The organism is Bradyrhizobium sp. (assembly GCF_036009065.1).
Classification (GTDB): Bacteria; Pseudomonadota; Alphaproteobacteria; order Rhizobiales; family Xanthobacteraceae; genus Bradyrhizobium.
Map to the genome: position 1 here is coordinate 1 of NZ_DASYMN010000422.1, position 15176 is coordinate 15176.

Sequence of the window (15176 nt, forward strand, 5' to 3'; positions counted from 1 at the left end):
CGATCACGGCGAGATAGGCCGCCTTGGCGTCCGCCAACGAATAAATCGCGTTCGCCGAGATCGGATACGGCCTGAGGTGGCCGCCGGCAAAGCCCGGCAGCGCCTCGCGCAACAGCTCGCCGCTGGCGACCGACGAGAATGCCAGCGTATCGATACCGACATAGGTGTGCCGGCCGCGATAAAACTCCAGGATATTGAACTCGACCACCGGATCAACCGCAGCGATCAGGATCTGCCGGCCGCCCAGCGCAAGCGATCGATGCGCCGCTTGGAAATACGGATCGCCAACCGTGTTGAACACGATGTCGGCGCCCTTTCCATTCGTCAATTGGCGCACTCGCCCGACGACGTCGGTGGTGGCCGAATTGATGACCTCGACAGGTCCGTTGGCATGGCCCTCGTAAGCCTCGTCCTTGCGGACAACACCGATCACTCTGGCGCCCCGCCATGTCGCCAGTTGCACCGCGGCCTGGCCGACCTTCCCGTTCAGGCCCATGACCAGAACGGTGTCCTGCGCTGTCGGCATGCCGGCGCGGCGAAACCCTTCGATCGCGGTGACGAATGGCACGCCAATCCCCGCGGCTTCTTCCATCGATATTGCCGCAGGTTTGTCGACCAGCGCCGCGGCTTCGACAACGAGATGCGTCGCGTGGGTGCCGTCGCGGCGGATGCCGAGGTGGCCGGACGAGCCGAACACCTCGCGGCCGACCCATTCAGGCAGACCATCGATGACGACACCGGCGAAATCCCGCCCGGGCGTGCGCGGGAAAACCGCGTAGGGCATCAGGCCGGTCGCGGCCTTGACGTCGGAGGGATTGACGCCGGCGGCCTTGATTTCCAGGACTACGTCGTTGGGTCCGCGTGTCAGCGTGCGCTTCTCGATCGCCGGCGCGAGCGCCGCGACCTCAGCAGCTTTCGCATTCAACCGCAGCGCAGCTGCATCAATTGCTGTTGTCATCCCCATCCAGCTATCCGATCAGGCCGGACGCGGCAACAGATAGGGCGAGTTGGCGATGCTCCATGGCGGCGACGTTTCCATCCTGAATATCTGGCGCAGGTGCACCTCGTCCGGTCCGTCGCCGATGCGCAGCAGGCGTCCCCACGCCAGCGCCTGATGGATCGGGGTGTCGTCCGAGCCGCCCATGGCGCCGAATACCTGCATGGCGCGGTCAGCGATGCGCTGCAGCATCGCCGGCACCGCTACCTTGATCAGCGACACGTCGCGCCAGGCGCCCTGATGGCCGGCGCGGTCGAGCAGCCATGCGCAGCGATAGGTCAAAAGCCGCGCCTGCTCGAGCTCGACCCGCGATTCGGCGATCCAGCGCTGCACGGTGTCATATTCGATGATGGCGCGGCCAAACGCCGTGCGCTCGGCTGCGCGCGCGAGCATCAGTTCGATCAGCACCTCGCACAATCCGATCGACCGCATGCAGTGATGGACCCGCGCGGGCCCGAGACGGACCTGGGCCACGCGAAACCCCTCACCATCTTTGCCGAGCAGATTTTCGGCGGGAACGCGCACATCGTCGAAGTCGATCTCGCCGATCGGCGCGACATGGTCCATGCACCCCATCCAGCGCAGCGGACGGACAAGGCGCACGCCTTTCGCGTCCATTGGCACGATGACGCAGGAATGACGGCTGGTGCGGGAGGCATCGGGGTGGCTCACTCCCATCACGATCAGGAAACTGCAGTGCGGATGTGCGGCGCCGGTGATGAACCATTTGCGCCCGCAAACGATGTAATCGTCGCCTTGCCTAGTAATCGTGGTCGCGATGTTGGTCGCGTCCGATGATGCGACGTCCGGCTCGGTCATGCCGAAGGCCGAGCGTGTCTGCCCTTCCAGCAAAGGGCGCAGCCAGCGGCGCTTCTGCTCGTCATTCGCGCAATTTTGCAGCGCGATCATGTTGGGCACATCGGGCGCCTGGCAGTTAAAAACCTCCGGCACCCAGAACAGCCGGCCCATGATTTCCGCTGATGGAGCGTAGTCCAGGTTCGACAGCCGCGTGCCGGGTTCGTCACCGGCGAGTTCGGGCAGCGCGAGATTCCACAAGCCCGCCGCCCGCGCCTTGCGCTGCAGGTCCGGCATGAACGACACCTCGCCGTGAGCGGCCACCTCGCGCGCCCACTCGCGATGTCGCGGCAGCACCTCCTTGTCGAAGAAGGCCTGCAGCCTGTCCCGCCACTGCAGCGAAGCTTGCGAAAGATCGAACTCCATTGACGACTCCAGTTCCGGTGCGGATAACCGATCATACAGCGGCAATTCAAGCCGCACCGCATCAAGGCACAATCACTCAGGGAGGAGCGTCATGAACAGGGGATTTAGCTGCGTTGTCGCCGGGCTTGCGTTGCTCGCGGCAAGCACATCGGCCTTCGCGCAAGCGGCATATCCGACGCGGCCGATCCGCGTCATCGTGCCCTACCCCGCCGGCGGCATTGTCGACATCGTCGCTCGCAGCGTCACCGACACGATCGGCAAGAATTTCAAGCAGGCAATGGTGGTCGAAGCCAAGCCTGGCGGCAACAGCAATATCGGCACCGCCGAAGTCGCGCGCAGCGCGCCCGACGGCTACACCTGGCTAGTGACCGGACCGGCCGTGCTGGTCAATCCTTCGATCTACAAGGACGCCGGCTGGAATGCCATGCGCGACTTCAAATGCGTCGGGCTCGTGGTTTGGAATCAAAGCGCCGCGGTGGTACCGGTCAATCTGCCGGTCAGGACGCTGAAGGATTTTGTGGAGCTTGCGAAGACCCAACCTGGCAAGATGAATTTCGGAAATCCCGGCATCGGCTCTTCGATTGACCTGACCGCGAAGAACCTGTTCAGGACCGCGGCGATTGACATCACGAATATCGGCTACAAGGGCCAGCCGCAGGCCTTGATCGACCTCATCACCAACGAAATTCAAATCAGCGTGGCGTCGCTCGCGCTGGCACTGCCGCATATCAAGGACGGCAAACTGAAGGCCCTCGCCGTGTTCACCAAGGAGCGCGTGAAGGAATTGCCTGATGTGCCGACGATTGCCGAAGCGGGTTATCCCGATGCCGCCTATCTGCCGTGGTATGGAATCTACGTGCCGGCGGCAACGCCCGATGAACTGGTGGGCCGCATTCACGAGGCGATCAACACGGCGCTGCAGTCCCCGCAAGTGATCGAACGTCTTTCACATGCCGATATTCCAGGGCAGCCGATGCAATTGGACGAACTGACAAAACTGATGAAAGCCGATCACGAACGGCTGACCGAGATCGTCAAGGTGTCGCACATCGCGGTGGAGTAACGCTACCAGGTCGATAGTCCCTCGCCGCCCTGCGCCGCCAGATCGCTGCGCCAAAGCCAGACCGCGAGCGGGGCCGAACGGCCGCGAATGCGCGTTTCTCTCGGCCCGGTGAGGACACCCGATTTATACGGCGCGCAATCGCGCCCCGCAGCGCGCAGCAGTTCGTTGCTCGCCGCGAGCTCGACGCCATGATTGGCCGCCACTTCCATCAGGCGGCTTGCCACGTTTACGGTGTCGCCGGTCGCCGTGATGCGTTGATAACTTCCGCCGCCGAGCCTGGAGGCTACGATTTCTCCGGAATGCGCGCCGACCTTGAACCCCAGTCGTGACGCGATCGATGGGGCTAAAGACGTGAGCCATTGCTCGGCACTGACGCAGAGTCCGACCGAGCATTCGGCCGCCCTGAACGCGTCGTCCGCCGCGGCCTCCGGCAGGCCGAACAGGATCATTGCGCCGTCACCCAGAAAACTGGTAATCGTCCCGCCGCATGCGACCGCTTCCCTGTCAACCAAGGCATGAAAATTCTTCAGCAATTCGCGGATCGCATCCGGCCCCAGCCGTTCGCTGAGCGAGGTGAATCCGGACAGATCGATAAAGACGACGGCCGCGCTTTGGCGGACAGGTTCCAGCAGGAAGTTAGGATCCTTTGTCAGCCATTGCTGAATGCCCGGCGCCTGAAATTGTTCGAGCAGTTCGCTGCGCATCGCGAAATACTGCGCCCGCCGCCGGCCCGACGACAATTGTACGGCGGCAAATAAGATAGCAGCCGGCGCGGCTGCTGCGACCGGCACCGCCGTGCTTAGCCAAATCCCTTCCGAGAATGCGAAGAAATTCGCCGCCGCCCAGATCAGGACGACGGCGCCGGCCGCGATCAGGCCGACCGCGCTGCGTCGCCATGCCAGCAAGCCGACGAGGATCATGGGAAGCATAACGGCAATCACGCCGTCGGCGAAGCGCACCGCCTGGTCCCGCAAGATGCCGTCACCGGCCATCAGGTGGGTGATCGCCGTCGCAATGACTTCCACGCCCGACATCACCGGATCGAACGGCGTCGGAAAGAAATCTCCGCCGCCGGTGACGGTCGATCCGACCACAACAATTCGATTTCTGATGGCGTCCGGAGCAACCTCGCCCGATAGCACCGAAGCAGCGCCGAGCGTCCGGATGGTTCGGCTCGGACCATAAAACGATATCGGCAGCGCATGATCGGCGTCGGTGGCAACGGATCGTTCGCCGAGCACCAGACGGTTAGGCTCGATGGTGGGCTCCTTGCCGATCGCCAGCGCGGCGACGCGAAGCGGGAACGACATCTCGACCCTGTCACTGGTTCGAAACAGCAACGGGATAGAGCGCGGGACGCCGCCGCGGTCGGTCGCGACATTGACCATGCCGATTTCGGCATGATCCGCGAATTTCTGCAGCGGCAGCAGAAATTTTTCGGCCCGCGGCAGGCGCGCGAGCGGTCCATCATTCTGCGCGGCGATCGACTGGCGGGATTCCGGAAACACCGCTGCCGCCGCTATCGCGGTGCGGCGGCCCGCCAGGGATTTCGCCAGCGCGTCATCGCCATCGTCGGTTCCCCGATCGACCAGCAAGAGATCGATCGCGATGACCTTCGGCGCCAGTTTGGCGATTGCATCGACGATCCTGGCAAGATCGCCCCTGGCGATGGGGTAACTGCCGCTTTGCTTCACCAGCGCGTCGTCGATCGCGACGATGGTCACCGGATCGGGCGGTACTCTCACGCCGCGAACCAGCGTTCGAAGATCGGTCATGGCCGATTCGACCCGATCGAGAAATCTCAAATGACCGTCCTCGTGTGCGAAATACACGCCAAGCCCCCAAAATCCCGCCAGCACGAGCGCGATCAGGGTCTGGAAATGCCGGCCACGCATTCGCTGGCTTTACTGCCCGAGCCGCGCCATCAATGCGGCAACGCGCGCCGCAGGCCAGCGTTTTACGGTCAGGGGACCCGCGGTTTCGACATCGACGCCTTCGCCGGCCCCGAGGGTGACGGTGTGGCTACCGGTTCGCCGCCCGAGCGACCCGCCCGTTGACCACGAAAACCGACGTCTTGCCCTCCGCCGCATCGACCGCCCATTTCGTGCCGCGCACCGCCGCGATCGCCTGCGGCGTGATCACCTGAAAACGATTTCCGCTTTGCTTCCTGGGTACGTCGAGCAACAACGCCTTGCTTGAGAGTTCGACCGAATCCACCCGGCCATTGCCATCGCGATCCTGCAGCGTAAACCGCGCGCCGTTTTCAGCGACGATGGTCACCCCGCCCTCGCAGCGCCTAATCTGCGACGCGTTCGCCGAATTCTCCGTGCTGCATCCCAAATTCGCGGGCTGCGCCGCGGCGATTTCGATGGAGATAAACCAACACGTCCATACAACGCATGCCGCCCGGACTATCGTTCTCATCATGATCCTCCCTGCCTGGGTGTACGATGGTCTAGATGCAAGGCCACCGCGTGGCAAATTCGGGTTTTCCGGTTGAATTAGATCAATGGCTTCCGGGCTTTTCGGAAGCCCCGCGCATCGGGCCGAATGCCTGAATTCAGGGTGAGCCGGCAACCGCGTATTGCCAACCGCAAGGCCCGTCTGTCACGTTTGTTGCTGCGATGTCCGGAGCTAATTTGGGGGTGTCCGATGTCAACCATATCCGCGGCAGCGCCGGTCGCCGGAAAACCGCTGTACACGTCGCTGTTTGTCCAGGTCCTGGTCGCACTGCTGCTTGGAATCGTGCTCGGCATGGCCGTGCCCGGTTTTGCCATCGGCCTCAAGATTTTCAGCGACGCCTTCCTGAAGCTGATCTCGATGATCGTCGCGCCGATCGTGTTCTGCGTCGTCGTGCACGGCATTGCGGGCGCCGGCGACCTCAAGAAGGTCGGGCGGGTTGGGGTCAAGGCGCTGATCTATTTCGAGGTTATGACCACGCTTGCGCTGATCCTCGGCCTGCTGCTCGCATACCTGTTCGGCCCCGGCCATGGCATGAACATCGATCCATTGACGCTCGACTTCAAGGCGCTCACCACCGTCTCCGACAACGCCCACAAGCTGCAGGGCGGCGGCATCGGCAGCTTCCTCCTGAACATCATTCCGACCACCTCATTCGACGCGCTGGCGCGCAATGACGTGCTGCAGGTGCTTTTTTTCGCGATTCTGTTCGGCGTCAGCCTCGCTTTGGTCGGCGGCGAAAAGGGCGAGCGCATCAATCCGCTGATCGATGCGGTATCGACCGTGCTGTTCCGCGCGATGGGACTGATCGTACGGCTCGCGCCGTTGGGCGTGCTGGGCGCCGTCGCTTACACCGTCGGCAAATACGGCGTCGGGTCGCTCAAGCAATTGATCTCGCTGGTGGCACTGTTCTACGTCTCGGTCACGATCTTCGTGCTCGCCGTGCTCGGCGGCGTGATGGCGCTCGCAGGGTTGAACATCTTCAAATTCCTCGCCTATCTGCGCGAGGAGCTGACCATCGTTCTCGCCACCGCCTCCTCGGATGCCGTGCTGCCGCAGATCATGCGCAAGCTGGAGCGGCTCGGCGTCAAGGATTCCGTTGTCGGCCTCGTGATACCCACCGGCTACTCGTTCAACCTCGATGCATTCTCGATTTACCTGACGCTCGCCGTGGTGTTCATCGCGCAGGCGACCAACACGCCGCTGTCATTGGGCGATCTCATGCTGGTGCTCGGTGTGTCGCTGGTTACATCCAAGGGCGCGCATGGTGTTCCCGGCTCCGCCATCGTGATCCTCGCGGCCACGCTGAACGCCGTTCCGAGCATTCCGGCGATCGGCCTCGTGCTGGTGCTGTCGGTCGACTGGTTCATCGGCATGGCCCGCGCGCTAGGCAACCTGATCGGCAATTGCGTGGCCACCGTCGTCATCGCCGCATGGGAAGGCGACCTCGACCGCGCCAAGGCGCAACGCGTCCTTGATGGAAACGAACTGGTGGACGTGACGGCGGGCTAGGTCTTCACCTCTCCCCGAAGGGGAGAGGTCGAAGCCGAAGCGCAGCGTAGGCTTCGGGTGAAGGGTCTCTCCACGCACTCCGACTCGCGGAAACTCCCCTCACCCGCCTCGCATCTGACGATGCGAGGCGACCTCTCCCCTTCGGGGAGAGGTGAAGCCCAGGCGCTCCCGGTAAATACGCAGTGACGGCGGGGTGAGGCCGCAGGGTGGGCAAAGTCAGCGGTCGCGCGACGCGCGAGCGATGGCGTGCCCACCATTCCATCCCAGCGTTCGGAAAACAGGATGGTGGGCACGGCGCTTACGCGTCCTTGCCCAGCCTACGAAGCCGCGTCGCGCGGCCGAAAATTCTCGATCAGCCGCAGCAGCACGCGCGCGCCGGTGCCGGCGTCTGCGGTGTCGACATGCTCGTCCGGGTGATGGCTGATGCCGCCGCGGCAGCGCACGAACACCATCGCGACATCGGCGATGTCGATCATCGCCATGCCGTCATGCCCTGCCCCGCTGGGTAGTTCGAACACGCCAAAACCTTCTGCCGCAATGGCATTTGCCACCTGCCGCCTGAGCCATGGCGCGCAAGGCACGGTGCGGTTTTCGTGGGTGACGTCGATCTGAAGCGCAAGCTCGCGGCGTCCGGCGATGCGTTCGATTTGTCGCACGACATCCGCCACCGCTTTTCTGCGATGCGCGTCGGAGGCCGCCCGCATGTCGATGGCGAACGAAACCCGTCCCGGGATCACATTGGTCGCTCCCGGCACCGCGTCAATGGTGCCGACGGTGCCGACCAGTCCTTCGTCGGTCCGGCAAAACTTCTCGATCGCGACGACGCATTCCGCAGCACCCGCCAGCGCATCGCGCCGCAACGCCATCGGCACGGTGCCGGCATGGCCGGCCATGCCGGTGAGCACGACCGCAAGACGCGTCGCGCCCGATATCGCCGTCACAACGCCGACCGGCAGATGTTCGGTCTCCAGCACCGGTCCCTGCTCGATGTGGAGTTCGACGTAGGCAAGCAGTTCGCTGCGCGCCCGCGCCGCCGTGCCGATACGTTGGGGGTCGAAACCGAACTGCGACAGCGCCTCGCGCATGGAAACTCCCGCTTTGTCCCTGACGCCGAGCACGCGCTCATCAAACGTACCTGCGACCGCCCGGCTGCCGAGCAGCGTCGACGCAAAGCGGATGCCTTCCTCGTCGGCAAAGCCGGTCACCTCGACAGCGAACGGCAACCGTTTGCCGCGCTTGTTCAGATCGGCCACGCAGGCAATCGCCGTGATCAACCCGAGCGGGCCATCCCATTTGCCGGCGTCGCGGACGGTGTCGTAATGCGAGCCCAGCATCAGGCACGGCAACCCGGGCCGCTCGCCTTCATAACGGCCGCAGACATTTCCGATCGCGTCGAGGTCCGCGCGCATTCCCGCTTCGCGCATCCATCCCAGGATGAGATCGGCGGCGGCGCGATGCTGTTTCGTCAGGAAGATGCGGGTGAGATGCTCGGACGTCTCGGATATTTTTCCGAGCTCGTCGATCCGGGCGACAATCTCATCGCCCAGCGACGCGTTTTCAGGCGCAACGGTTCTGTTCTCCATTTCAGTCATACAATCCGCGGCCAATCCATGACATCCAATCAGCATCAACCTATACTGACCTGACCAAACGGCAAATGGCCGCGGATGCTGCGATGAACGACGTTTCAAAATCAAGCGCGTCCGAGCTCGACGAACATTTTCTGCGCCGCGCGTTCGATGTCGCGCGCCGCGCCGTCACCCATGGCAATCATCCCTTCGGCGCGATTCTCGTCGATCAACACCGCAACGTGCTGATCGAGGCCGAGAACGGCTACATGCCGGCGCATGACGGCACCGCACATGCCGAGCGCCTGCTCGCGACCCAGGCTTGCACGACGTTGAGCCCGGATACGCTGCGGCATGCCACGCTGTATTCGTCGGCCGAACCGTGTGCGATGTGCGGGCGCGATCTACTGGGCAGGAATCGGCCGGCTGGTCTATGGCCTGAGCGAACACCGGCTACGCATCGTTACCGGCAATCATCCGGAGAATCCGACGCTTGACCTGCCCTGCCGCGAGGTATTCGGGAGCGGCCAGCGTCCGACCGAGGTGATCGGGCCGCTGCTTGAAGACGAGGCGGCGGCGCTGCACGAAGGCGCCTGGAAGAAATAGCCGCAAGACAAGAGACAAGACGGAAAAATGGCGCCGCGTGTCCATCGCGGCGCCATCGCTTTTCACCTCGAAATGGCCGGCGGTTAGAACTTCACCGTGATGCCGGAGTACACCGAGGACTCGGTGCAGGAGCCGTTGGTCACGGTGGCGGCGCCCACAACGGCAGTACAGGCGAAGGCCCGGTTGTGATCGAGGCCGAACTTGTTCTGCCAATAGCGATAGGCGACCCAGACGTCGACGAAGTGCGTGTACTTCGGGCCCCAGAAGGCTTTGGAGGCGTCGAAGGTCAGACGGATCGGCTCCGAGTTGAACTCGACTGCGGTGTTGAAAACGCCGAACGCCGGATTGAACGGCAGCGGTTCGGTGTCCGTACCCTTCTTGCCGTACCAGGCCGCGCGGCCGCTGATCGAGAAGAACTGGTACGCCGGCGGCAGGAAGCCGAGATCCATGTAGTAGTTGGTTTCCACCGCCCAGGTCGGCTTGAAGGAGGTGTTGCCATCGGTCAAGCAGCTCACGCCCGCAGTCGGGCCAGAAAAGCCGCTGTTGCACTGGGCAAACGAGTTGTGGTTGTAGAACTCCCAATACACCAATGGAGCGACGTTGAAGTAGCCCTTGTAGGGAAGATCGAAGGCGAACTGCAGACCGGCAACGACGTCGCGCTTGGCAGCGCCGAAGAACCGGTTCTCGGTGTTGGCGTCCATACCGACTTCGAACGACACGTTGCGCAACGGCCCGATGCTGAAGGCCTTGGTGTTGAAGATCTCGTTGAAGCCGAAGGTCGAGCGGAACAGGCCGTAGATTTCGGTCGCACCCGCGCAGTTGGCTGGAGCGAAGGTGACGCTGACGCCGGCGTTGATGCACGGCGCAGCCGGATCGTTATGATCCGACTTGAACAGCGAGATGGTGAAGAAGTTGGTGCCGTACTGCCATGCGTCGAAGTGGGTGAACGAATAGACCTGCTTCGCGGTCTTGGAGTTGATCGAGCCATCCGGATTGACCGTGAACATGCCGGGCTGGGCCGCGGTGGGGATGTAGGAGTACGTCACCCGGTCATCGATGACGAAGAAGAACGGGACGTCGACGATCGGCTTGACGGCCTTGACCGGCATATCGGCGGCGCTGGCGAAGCTCGCTGATGCGAGTACGGCAAGTGAGAGCGCAGCTGCTGGAAATGCTTTGGAACGGAATGACATTGGATACCCCCAAAGTTGACGATCGATTGATCGAGGCCCTTGGGCAAACACTTGCGCCGTTCCCGCAGTGAGAGAAGCCTCAACTTTTCCCACGGCCTGCCGCAAGTTTCATCGAGAACGGCGCCGACATCAGCAGGTTTGAGGCGATCGGCGGGCTCCGCTGCCATCCATCGCGGAGATTCGAAAAGGCGCCCGCGATACGGTTATGCCCATTCTGATTGGGGATTTTTGCGACGATCTGACGCAGTCCAATCGCGCAAGCCGCTAGTTCGATCGGCGTCCGCATCGCTTCTGCGTCTTTGAATGATGCGGCTCATATTCTTGGCAGGCCCGATGCGGTGGTTCCGATTTGGTTTGGATCGTCACAAATATGCAACATCATTTGCATGCCGGCCCATGATCGGGGGCGACAAGCGGGGCCTCCCGGCCTGTTTGGTGGGGGAATCACCCGACCGCATCCCTGCTGAAGCGCTGAGCAACCGCTGCCGCCGAGCACCGACAATTCGACCAGTTCGACGGGAATCCCCTCCGCCGGCTTGCCGCTGTGGGTATCCAGCACATGGGTCGACAGCCGCCCGTGCACCGGCAAGCGATCGTCCGATGTCACCCGCTGATCGACGCGCAACGCGGCGATCCGGCAGATTTCAGCGATCGACGCCGCAATTTCCGTGGTCACGTCGTTCGGCAGGCGGCGCTCGAAATCGCTTAAGATGGAGTCCTTGGTGTGGCGACGGACACAGACGATGTAAGGAAATCCGAACTTTTCACGATAGGCATTGTGGACGCGCTCGAACGCCGCATATTCGGCATCCGACAACCGATCCAGACCGACGCTGTTCTGTTCCGCGCTGGATTCCGCCGTCAGGCCCGCGGCGCGCTGCGTCTTGTTGGCGAGATCAGGATGCGCCTTGATCAGCGCCAGGCGAAGCTCCGAGGGCGCGCGCGCGACCGCGGCCTTCATCGCCTCGAACAGCTGCGTAACGCCGGCAAACGGCCGCGCGTCGGCCGCTTGCTCCGCTATCCACGGCGAATATTCGAAAATATTCGCCAGCGCCGCGATAAAGTCGGCCCTGCTGCAGGCGTTGAGATCGGCAAGCGGCGTCTGCGATGTCGCGGTCATCCGATATCCCAGGCGTTCGCGGCCAAACCGATGTGATGCGCGTGCCAGTGCTGCGCAATCTGCAGCCGCGTCGGGACCCATATTCTATCATGGCTCATGATGTAATCGAGAAACCGCATCAACGCCGCCGCGCGCCCCGGCCGTCCGACGACGCGGCAATGCAAGCCGACCGACATCATCTTCGGCGAGGTCTCGCCCTCGGCATACAGCACGTCAAATGAGTCCTTCAGATAGCTGAAAAACTGATCGCCGCCGCCGAATCCCTGCGGGTTGACGAAGCGCATATCGTTGGCATCGAGGCTGTAGGGGATGATCAGGTGGGGCGCGTTCGGTCCCTTGATCCAGTACGGCAGATCGTCGGCATAGGAATCGCAGGAATACAGAAAGCCGCCGGCCTCCATCACCAGCCGCACCGTGTTGATCGAGGTCCGCCCGGTGTACCAGCCGAGCGGCCGCGTTCCGGTGGCCTCGGTGTGGACGCGGATCGCGTCGGCGATTTCCTCGCGCTCCTCTGCTTCCGACATGTTCCTGTGTTCGACCCATCTTAAGCTGTGGCTCGCAATGTCCCAACCGGGCTCCTTCATGGCCGCGACGACTTCAGGATTTCGCTGTAAGGCCGTCGCGACGCCGAACACTGTTGTCGGCAATTTGCGTTCGGTGAAGATTCGCCACAGCCGCCAGAAGCCGGCGCGCGAGCCATATTCGAACATCGATTCGATATTGGCGTGGCGCTGGCCGGGCCATGGCTGCGCGCCCAATACGTCCGACAGAAAGGCCTCCGAGGCGCGATCGCCATGCAGGATGTTGTTCTCGCCGCCCTCCTCGAAATTCACCACGAACTGCACCGCGATCTTCGCACCATCGGGCCAGCGCGGATCGGGCGGGTTGCGGCCATAGCCGCGGAGATCGCGGGGATAGCGAGCGTCCGCCATCACGCTTCCTCGAAGCGGACCTTTTGCGCGCCCTTCCACAGCACGGTCTTGCCCATCTCGGGCAGGCTTTCCAGATTGGAGGTCAGCGTGATGAAATGATTGCCGGCGAGCTGCCCCATCTTGCTGGCAAAATGCACGCCGCTGTAGGCCAGCAGAATTTCGGTTTCGCTGATGCCGCCGGGATACAGGATGATGTGGCCGGGCGCGGGATAGCTGGTGTGGTTTTCATAACCGACGCCGAAGTCGAGATCGCCGAGCGGCATCCACACGCCCTCGCCGCTCCAGCGCACATGGATCGCCTGGCTTTCGAACGGCATCGCCTTGCGGAACGCCGCGCAGGTTTTCGGCGCCAGTTGTTGTTCGAAACGGGCCTGAAAGCTGAAGTCGCCGACGTGAACAATGAGTTGGCTCATCTTGGGATCTCGACATGTGCGGAAGGACGGGACGATCGACTATAGCGAAGCCCGACGAGACAAGGAACATTCCAGTTGGCAGTTGAATTGTCCAATCCGTGCTCCGGACGCAGCGCTGTCTTAACCTCTCCCCGCTCTCTCGCGGGGAGAGGTCGAAGCCGTAGCGCAGCGCAGGCTTCGGGTGAGGGGCAAGGCACGACGGTAGACACGATTGAGGACTCCCGGGTCGTGCTTGCTGCGTCGCAGACCTTCCGACCCGATAGGTATTGCATCTAGCAGCGCAGTGCCTGGCCCCTCACCCGGCGCTGCGCGCCGACCTCTCCCCGCGAAAGAGCGGGGCGAGGTTAAGAAAGCGCCTCGCGTAAAATTCCAATTCAATTTCAAACAGCCACGGCTTCGCATTCTCGCGGCGCAATGCGTCCGAGGTTTGCCAGTCCCTCGCCAACCCAAGCGAAGGGGTGCGAAGCAGCGCTGCGCGAACAGCTACGCGCCGCATCGCGCCCGGGACACGAGAGCTGTCACCCGCCGCCCGACAGCATCTTGACCAGCCGGTAGAGATATTCGTTGCCGTCGTAGAACGACTTCATCAGCACGCGCTCGTCCTTGCCATGCGCGCGGAAGTCGTTGAGGTCGCCCGCCAGCCCCGAATGGCCGTAGGTCGGAATGCCGGCATTGCGCAGGTAGCTGCCGTCGGTGGCGCCGGCGCTCATGGTCGGCACCACCACGGCACCGGGCCAGAATTCCTGCGACAGTTTTTCGATTTTGCCCATGATCTCCTCATGCAGCGCGGAGGGCGCGCTGAGCACCGGCTGGCCGCCCTGCGTCACCACGATCTGGTCGTCCGCGAGCACGCGCTCCAGCGTCGCCTTGACCTCCTCGATCGGTTCGCCGGGCATGACGCGGCAATTGACCCCGGCGCTGGCGAGCTGCGGCAACGCGTTGATGGCGTGTCCGCCCCCCAGCATGGTGGCCACGCACGTGGTACGCAGTTGAACGTTGTAACCCGGATTGGCCGCGAGCCGCGTGAACGACATCGCGGCGGGATCTGGTTTGTCGGATAATATCGCGCGGATGTCGGCGGCGGTTTGTTCATTTTCGAACTGCGCGATGCGTTCGAAATAGGCCCGCGTGGTTTCGTTGAATTTATGTGGAAAACTGAATTTCGAGAGTCGCACCAGGCCCTCGGCCAGACGGTAGATCGCATTGTCCCTGACGGGAAGCGAACTGTGGCCGCCTTTATTCTTCACCTCGAGCCGATAGCTCACCGAGACTTTCTCGGTGGTCTGCACGCTGTTGCGGATCGCCTTGCCGTCCTTCAGCCCGACGCCGCCGCCCTCGTTCAACGCAAATTCGGCGTCGATCAGGTCGCGGTGGTTTTTCAGCAGCCATTGAATTCCGACCGCGTTGGCGTCAAGAATCTCTTCGTCGGTTTCCAGCGCCATGATGATATCGCGGTCCGGTCGGTAGCCCTCCTGCTTGTAGCGGATCATGTTGGCGACGAACGATGCCGCCATGTGTTTGTCGTCGCTGGTGCCGCGCCCGTAATAATATCCGTCCTTCTCGATCAGCTTGAACGGATCCAACGACCAGTCCTCGCGCCTGGCCGGCACCACGTCGGTATGCGCCAGCAGCAGGATCGGCTTGCGCGCGCCCGTGCCGCGCAGCCGTGCGACCAGGTTGCCCTTGCGCGGCGCGGGGGAGAATACCTGAACGTCGCCTTCCGCAAAGCCCGCGGCGCGCAGCCGGGCCGCCATCGCGTCGGCCGCCCGCTTGGTATCGCCGGTCGCCGTGGTGGTGTCGATCTCGACCAGTTCCTTGTAGATGTCGAAGGCGAGTTGCTGCTGCGGGGTCAGCGCTTCCGCACGCGACGATGCGGGCGCGGCTGCAATTAAAGTTGCGATGACGGCGACGCAATGACGCCTGCGCAGTGCACGACGGCAGCATCCTCGGAACATTTCGCTCTCCCTATTTGGCATCCTTGACGGCGACGACTTCGATCTCGACCAGAAATCCGGGATTGGCCAGCGACGCGACGCCGACCGTGGTCCGGGCCGGCAGATTGGGCTGGCTGCCTCCGAAGAACTGGGTGTA

12 protein-coding genes and 2 pseudogenes are annotated in these 15176 nt (G+C 62.9%); 3 read left to right on the forward strand and 11 right to left on the reverse strand.

Annotation, left to right across the window (positions count from 1 at the left end; genetic code table 11):
• On the reverse strand, positions 1-958 hold a 958-nt coding region (locus VGP39_RS25220; protein WP_327570812.1), incomplete at its 3' end, for a zinc-binding alcohol dehydrogenase family protein.
• An 18-nt stretch (positions 959-976) separates the two neighbouring features.
• A complete protein-coding gene (locus VGP39_RS25225) occupies positions 977-2218 on the reverse strand; it encodes an acyl-CoA dehydrogenase family protein (RefSeq protein WP_327570813.1) in 1242 nt (413 codons plus the stop codon).
• Between the two features lie 91 nt (positions 2219-2309).
• Here VGP39_RS25225 and VGP39_RS25230 point away from each other — a divergent pair, with 91 nt between their 5' ends.
• On the forward strand, positions 2310-3281 hold the full coding sequence (locus tag VGP39_RS25230; RefSeq protein ID WP_327570814.1) for a tripartite tricarboxylate transporter substrate binding protein: 972 nt from the start codon (positions 2310-2312) through the stop codon (positions 3279-3281).
• A gap of 2 nt (positions 3282-3283) precedes the next feature.
• Here the strand turns inward: VGP39_RS25230 and VGP39_RS25235 are convergent, their stop codons facing one another.
• Together VGP39_RS25235 and VGP39_RS25240 are read right to left on the reverse strand one after the other, a co-directional pair.
• On the reverse strand, positions 3284-5176 hold the full coding sequence (locus tag VGP39_RS25235) for an adenylate/guanylate cyclase domain-containing protein (RefSeq protein WP_327570815.1): 1893 nt from the start codon (positions 5174-5176) through the stop codon (positions 3284-3286).
• Positions 5177-5185: 9 nt separating this feature from the next.
• Positions 5186-5705, reverse strand: a pseudogene (locus tag VGP39_RS25240) (FecR domain-containing protein).
• Positions 5706-5933: 228 nt separating this feature from the next.
• Here VGP39_RS25240 and dctA point away from each other — a divergent pair.
• A complete protein-coding gene (gene dctA, locus VGP39_RS25245; RefSeq protein ID WP_327570816.1) occupies positions 5934-7253 on the forward strand; it encodes a C4-dicarboxylate transporter DctA in 1320 nt (439 codons plus the stop codon).
• 317 nt (positions 7254-7570) lie between these two features.
• On the opposite strand, the gene VGP39_RS25250 is transcribed toward dctA, so the two are convergent.
• The gene (locus VGP39_RS25250) at positions 7571-8836 is read right to left on the reverse strand and encodes an allantoate amidohydrolase (protein ID WP_327570817.1); all 1266 of its coding nucleotides are present in this window, start codon (positions 8834-8836) and stop codon (positions 7571-7573) included.
• Between the two features lie 92 nt (positions 8837-8928).
• Between VGP39_RS25250 and VGP39_RS25255 the strand changes: the two are divergent.
• Positions 8929-9427, forward strand: a pseudogene (locus VGP39_RS25255) (nucleoside deaminase).
• 83 nt (positions 9428-9510) lie between these two features.
• Here the strand turns inward: VGP39_RS25255 and VGP39_RS25260 are convergent.
• From VGP39_RS25260 to VGP39_RS25285, 6 genes are all read right to left on the reverse strand, one after another.
• The gene (locus VGP39_RS25260) at positions 9511-10620 is read right to left on the reverse strand and encodes a hypothetical protein (RefSeq protein ID WP_327570818.1); all 1110 of its coding nucleotides are present in this window, start codon (positions 10618-10620) and stop codon (positions 9511-9513) included.
• A 313-nt stretch (positions 10621-10933) separates the two neighbouring features.
• On the reverse strand, positions 10934-11740 hold the full coding sequence (gene uraD, locus VGP39_RS25265) for a 2-oxo-4-hydroxy-4-carboxy-5-ureidoimidazoline decarboxylase (protein ID WP_327570819.1): 807 nt from the start codon (positions 11738-11740) through the stop codon (positions 10934-10936).
• Positions 11737-12672 (reverse strand): allantoinase PuuE, encoded by a 936-nt coding sequence (gene puuE, locus VGP39_RS25270; protein WP_327570820.1) that lies wholly within the window; start codon positions 12670-12672, stop codon positions 11737-11739. The genes uraD and puuE overlap by 4 nt, the downstream gene beginning before the upstream one ends.
• Positions 12672-13085 carry a DUF3830 family protein gene (locus VGP39_RS25275; protein ID WP_327570821.1) on the reverse strand — a complete coding sequence of 138 codons (414 nt, stop codon included), beginning with the start codon at positions 13083-13085 and terminating at the stop codon, positions 12672-12674. Before VGP39_RS25275 ends, puuE begins: the two co-directional genes overlap by 1 nt.
• Positions 13086-13603: 518 nt before the next feature.
• Entirely contained in the window at positions 13604-15040 is a 1437-nt protein-coding gene (locus VGP39_RS25280; protein ID WP_327570822.1) for a M20/M25/M40 family metallo-hydrolase, read from the reverse strand.
• Between the two features lie 10 nt (positions 15041-15050).
• The coding region (locus tag VGP39_RS25285) for a Rid family hydrolase (RefSeq protein WP_327570823.1) at positions 15051-15176 on the reverse strand (126 nt) is incomplete at its 5' end.

Bases quoted from the DNA above. Each gene is read 5' to 3' on its own strand.
- VGP39_RS25260 (WP_327570818.1), bottom strand. From the start codon at position 10,620: ATGTCATTCCGTTCCAAAGCATTTCCAGCAGCTGCGCTCTCACTTGCC.
- VGP39_RS25235 (WP_327570815.1), bottom strand. From the start codon at position 5,176: ATGCGTGGCCGGCATTTCCAGACCCTGATCGCGCTCGTGCTGGCGGGA.
- VGP39_RS25225 (WP_327570813.1), bottom strand. From the start codon at position 2,218: ATGGAGTTCGATCTTTCGCAAGCTTCGCTGCAGTGGCGGGACAGGCTG.
- VGP39_RS25230 (WP_327570814.1), top strand. From the start codon at position 2,310: ATGAACAGGGGATTTAGCTGCGTTGTCGCCGGGCTTGCGTTGCTCGCG.
- VGP39_RS25250 (WP_327570817.1), bottom strand. From the start codon at position 8,836: ATGGAGAACAGAACCGTTGCGCCTGAAAACGCGTCGCTGGGCGATGAG.
- puuE (WP_327570820.1), bottom strand. From the start codon at position 12,672: ATGGCGGACGCTCGCTATCCCCGCGATCTCCGCGGCTATGGCCGCAAC.
- VGP39_RS25275 (WP_327570821.1), bottom strand. From the start codon at position 13,085: ATGAGCCAACTCATTGTTCACGTCGGCGACTTCAGCTTTCAGGCCCGT.
- uraD (WP_327570819.1), bottom strand. From the start codon at position 11,740: ATGACCGCGACATCGCAGACGCCGCTTGCCGATCTCAACGCCTGCAGC.
- VGP39_RS25280 (WP_327570822.1), bottom strand. From the start codon at position 15,040: ATGTTCCGAGGATGCTGCCGTCGTGCACTGCGCAGGCGTCATTGCGTC.
- dctA (WP_327570816.1), top strand. From the start codon at position 5,934: ATGTCAACCATATCCGCGGCAGCGCCGGTCGCCGGAAAACCGCTGTAC.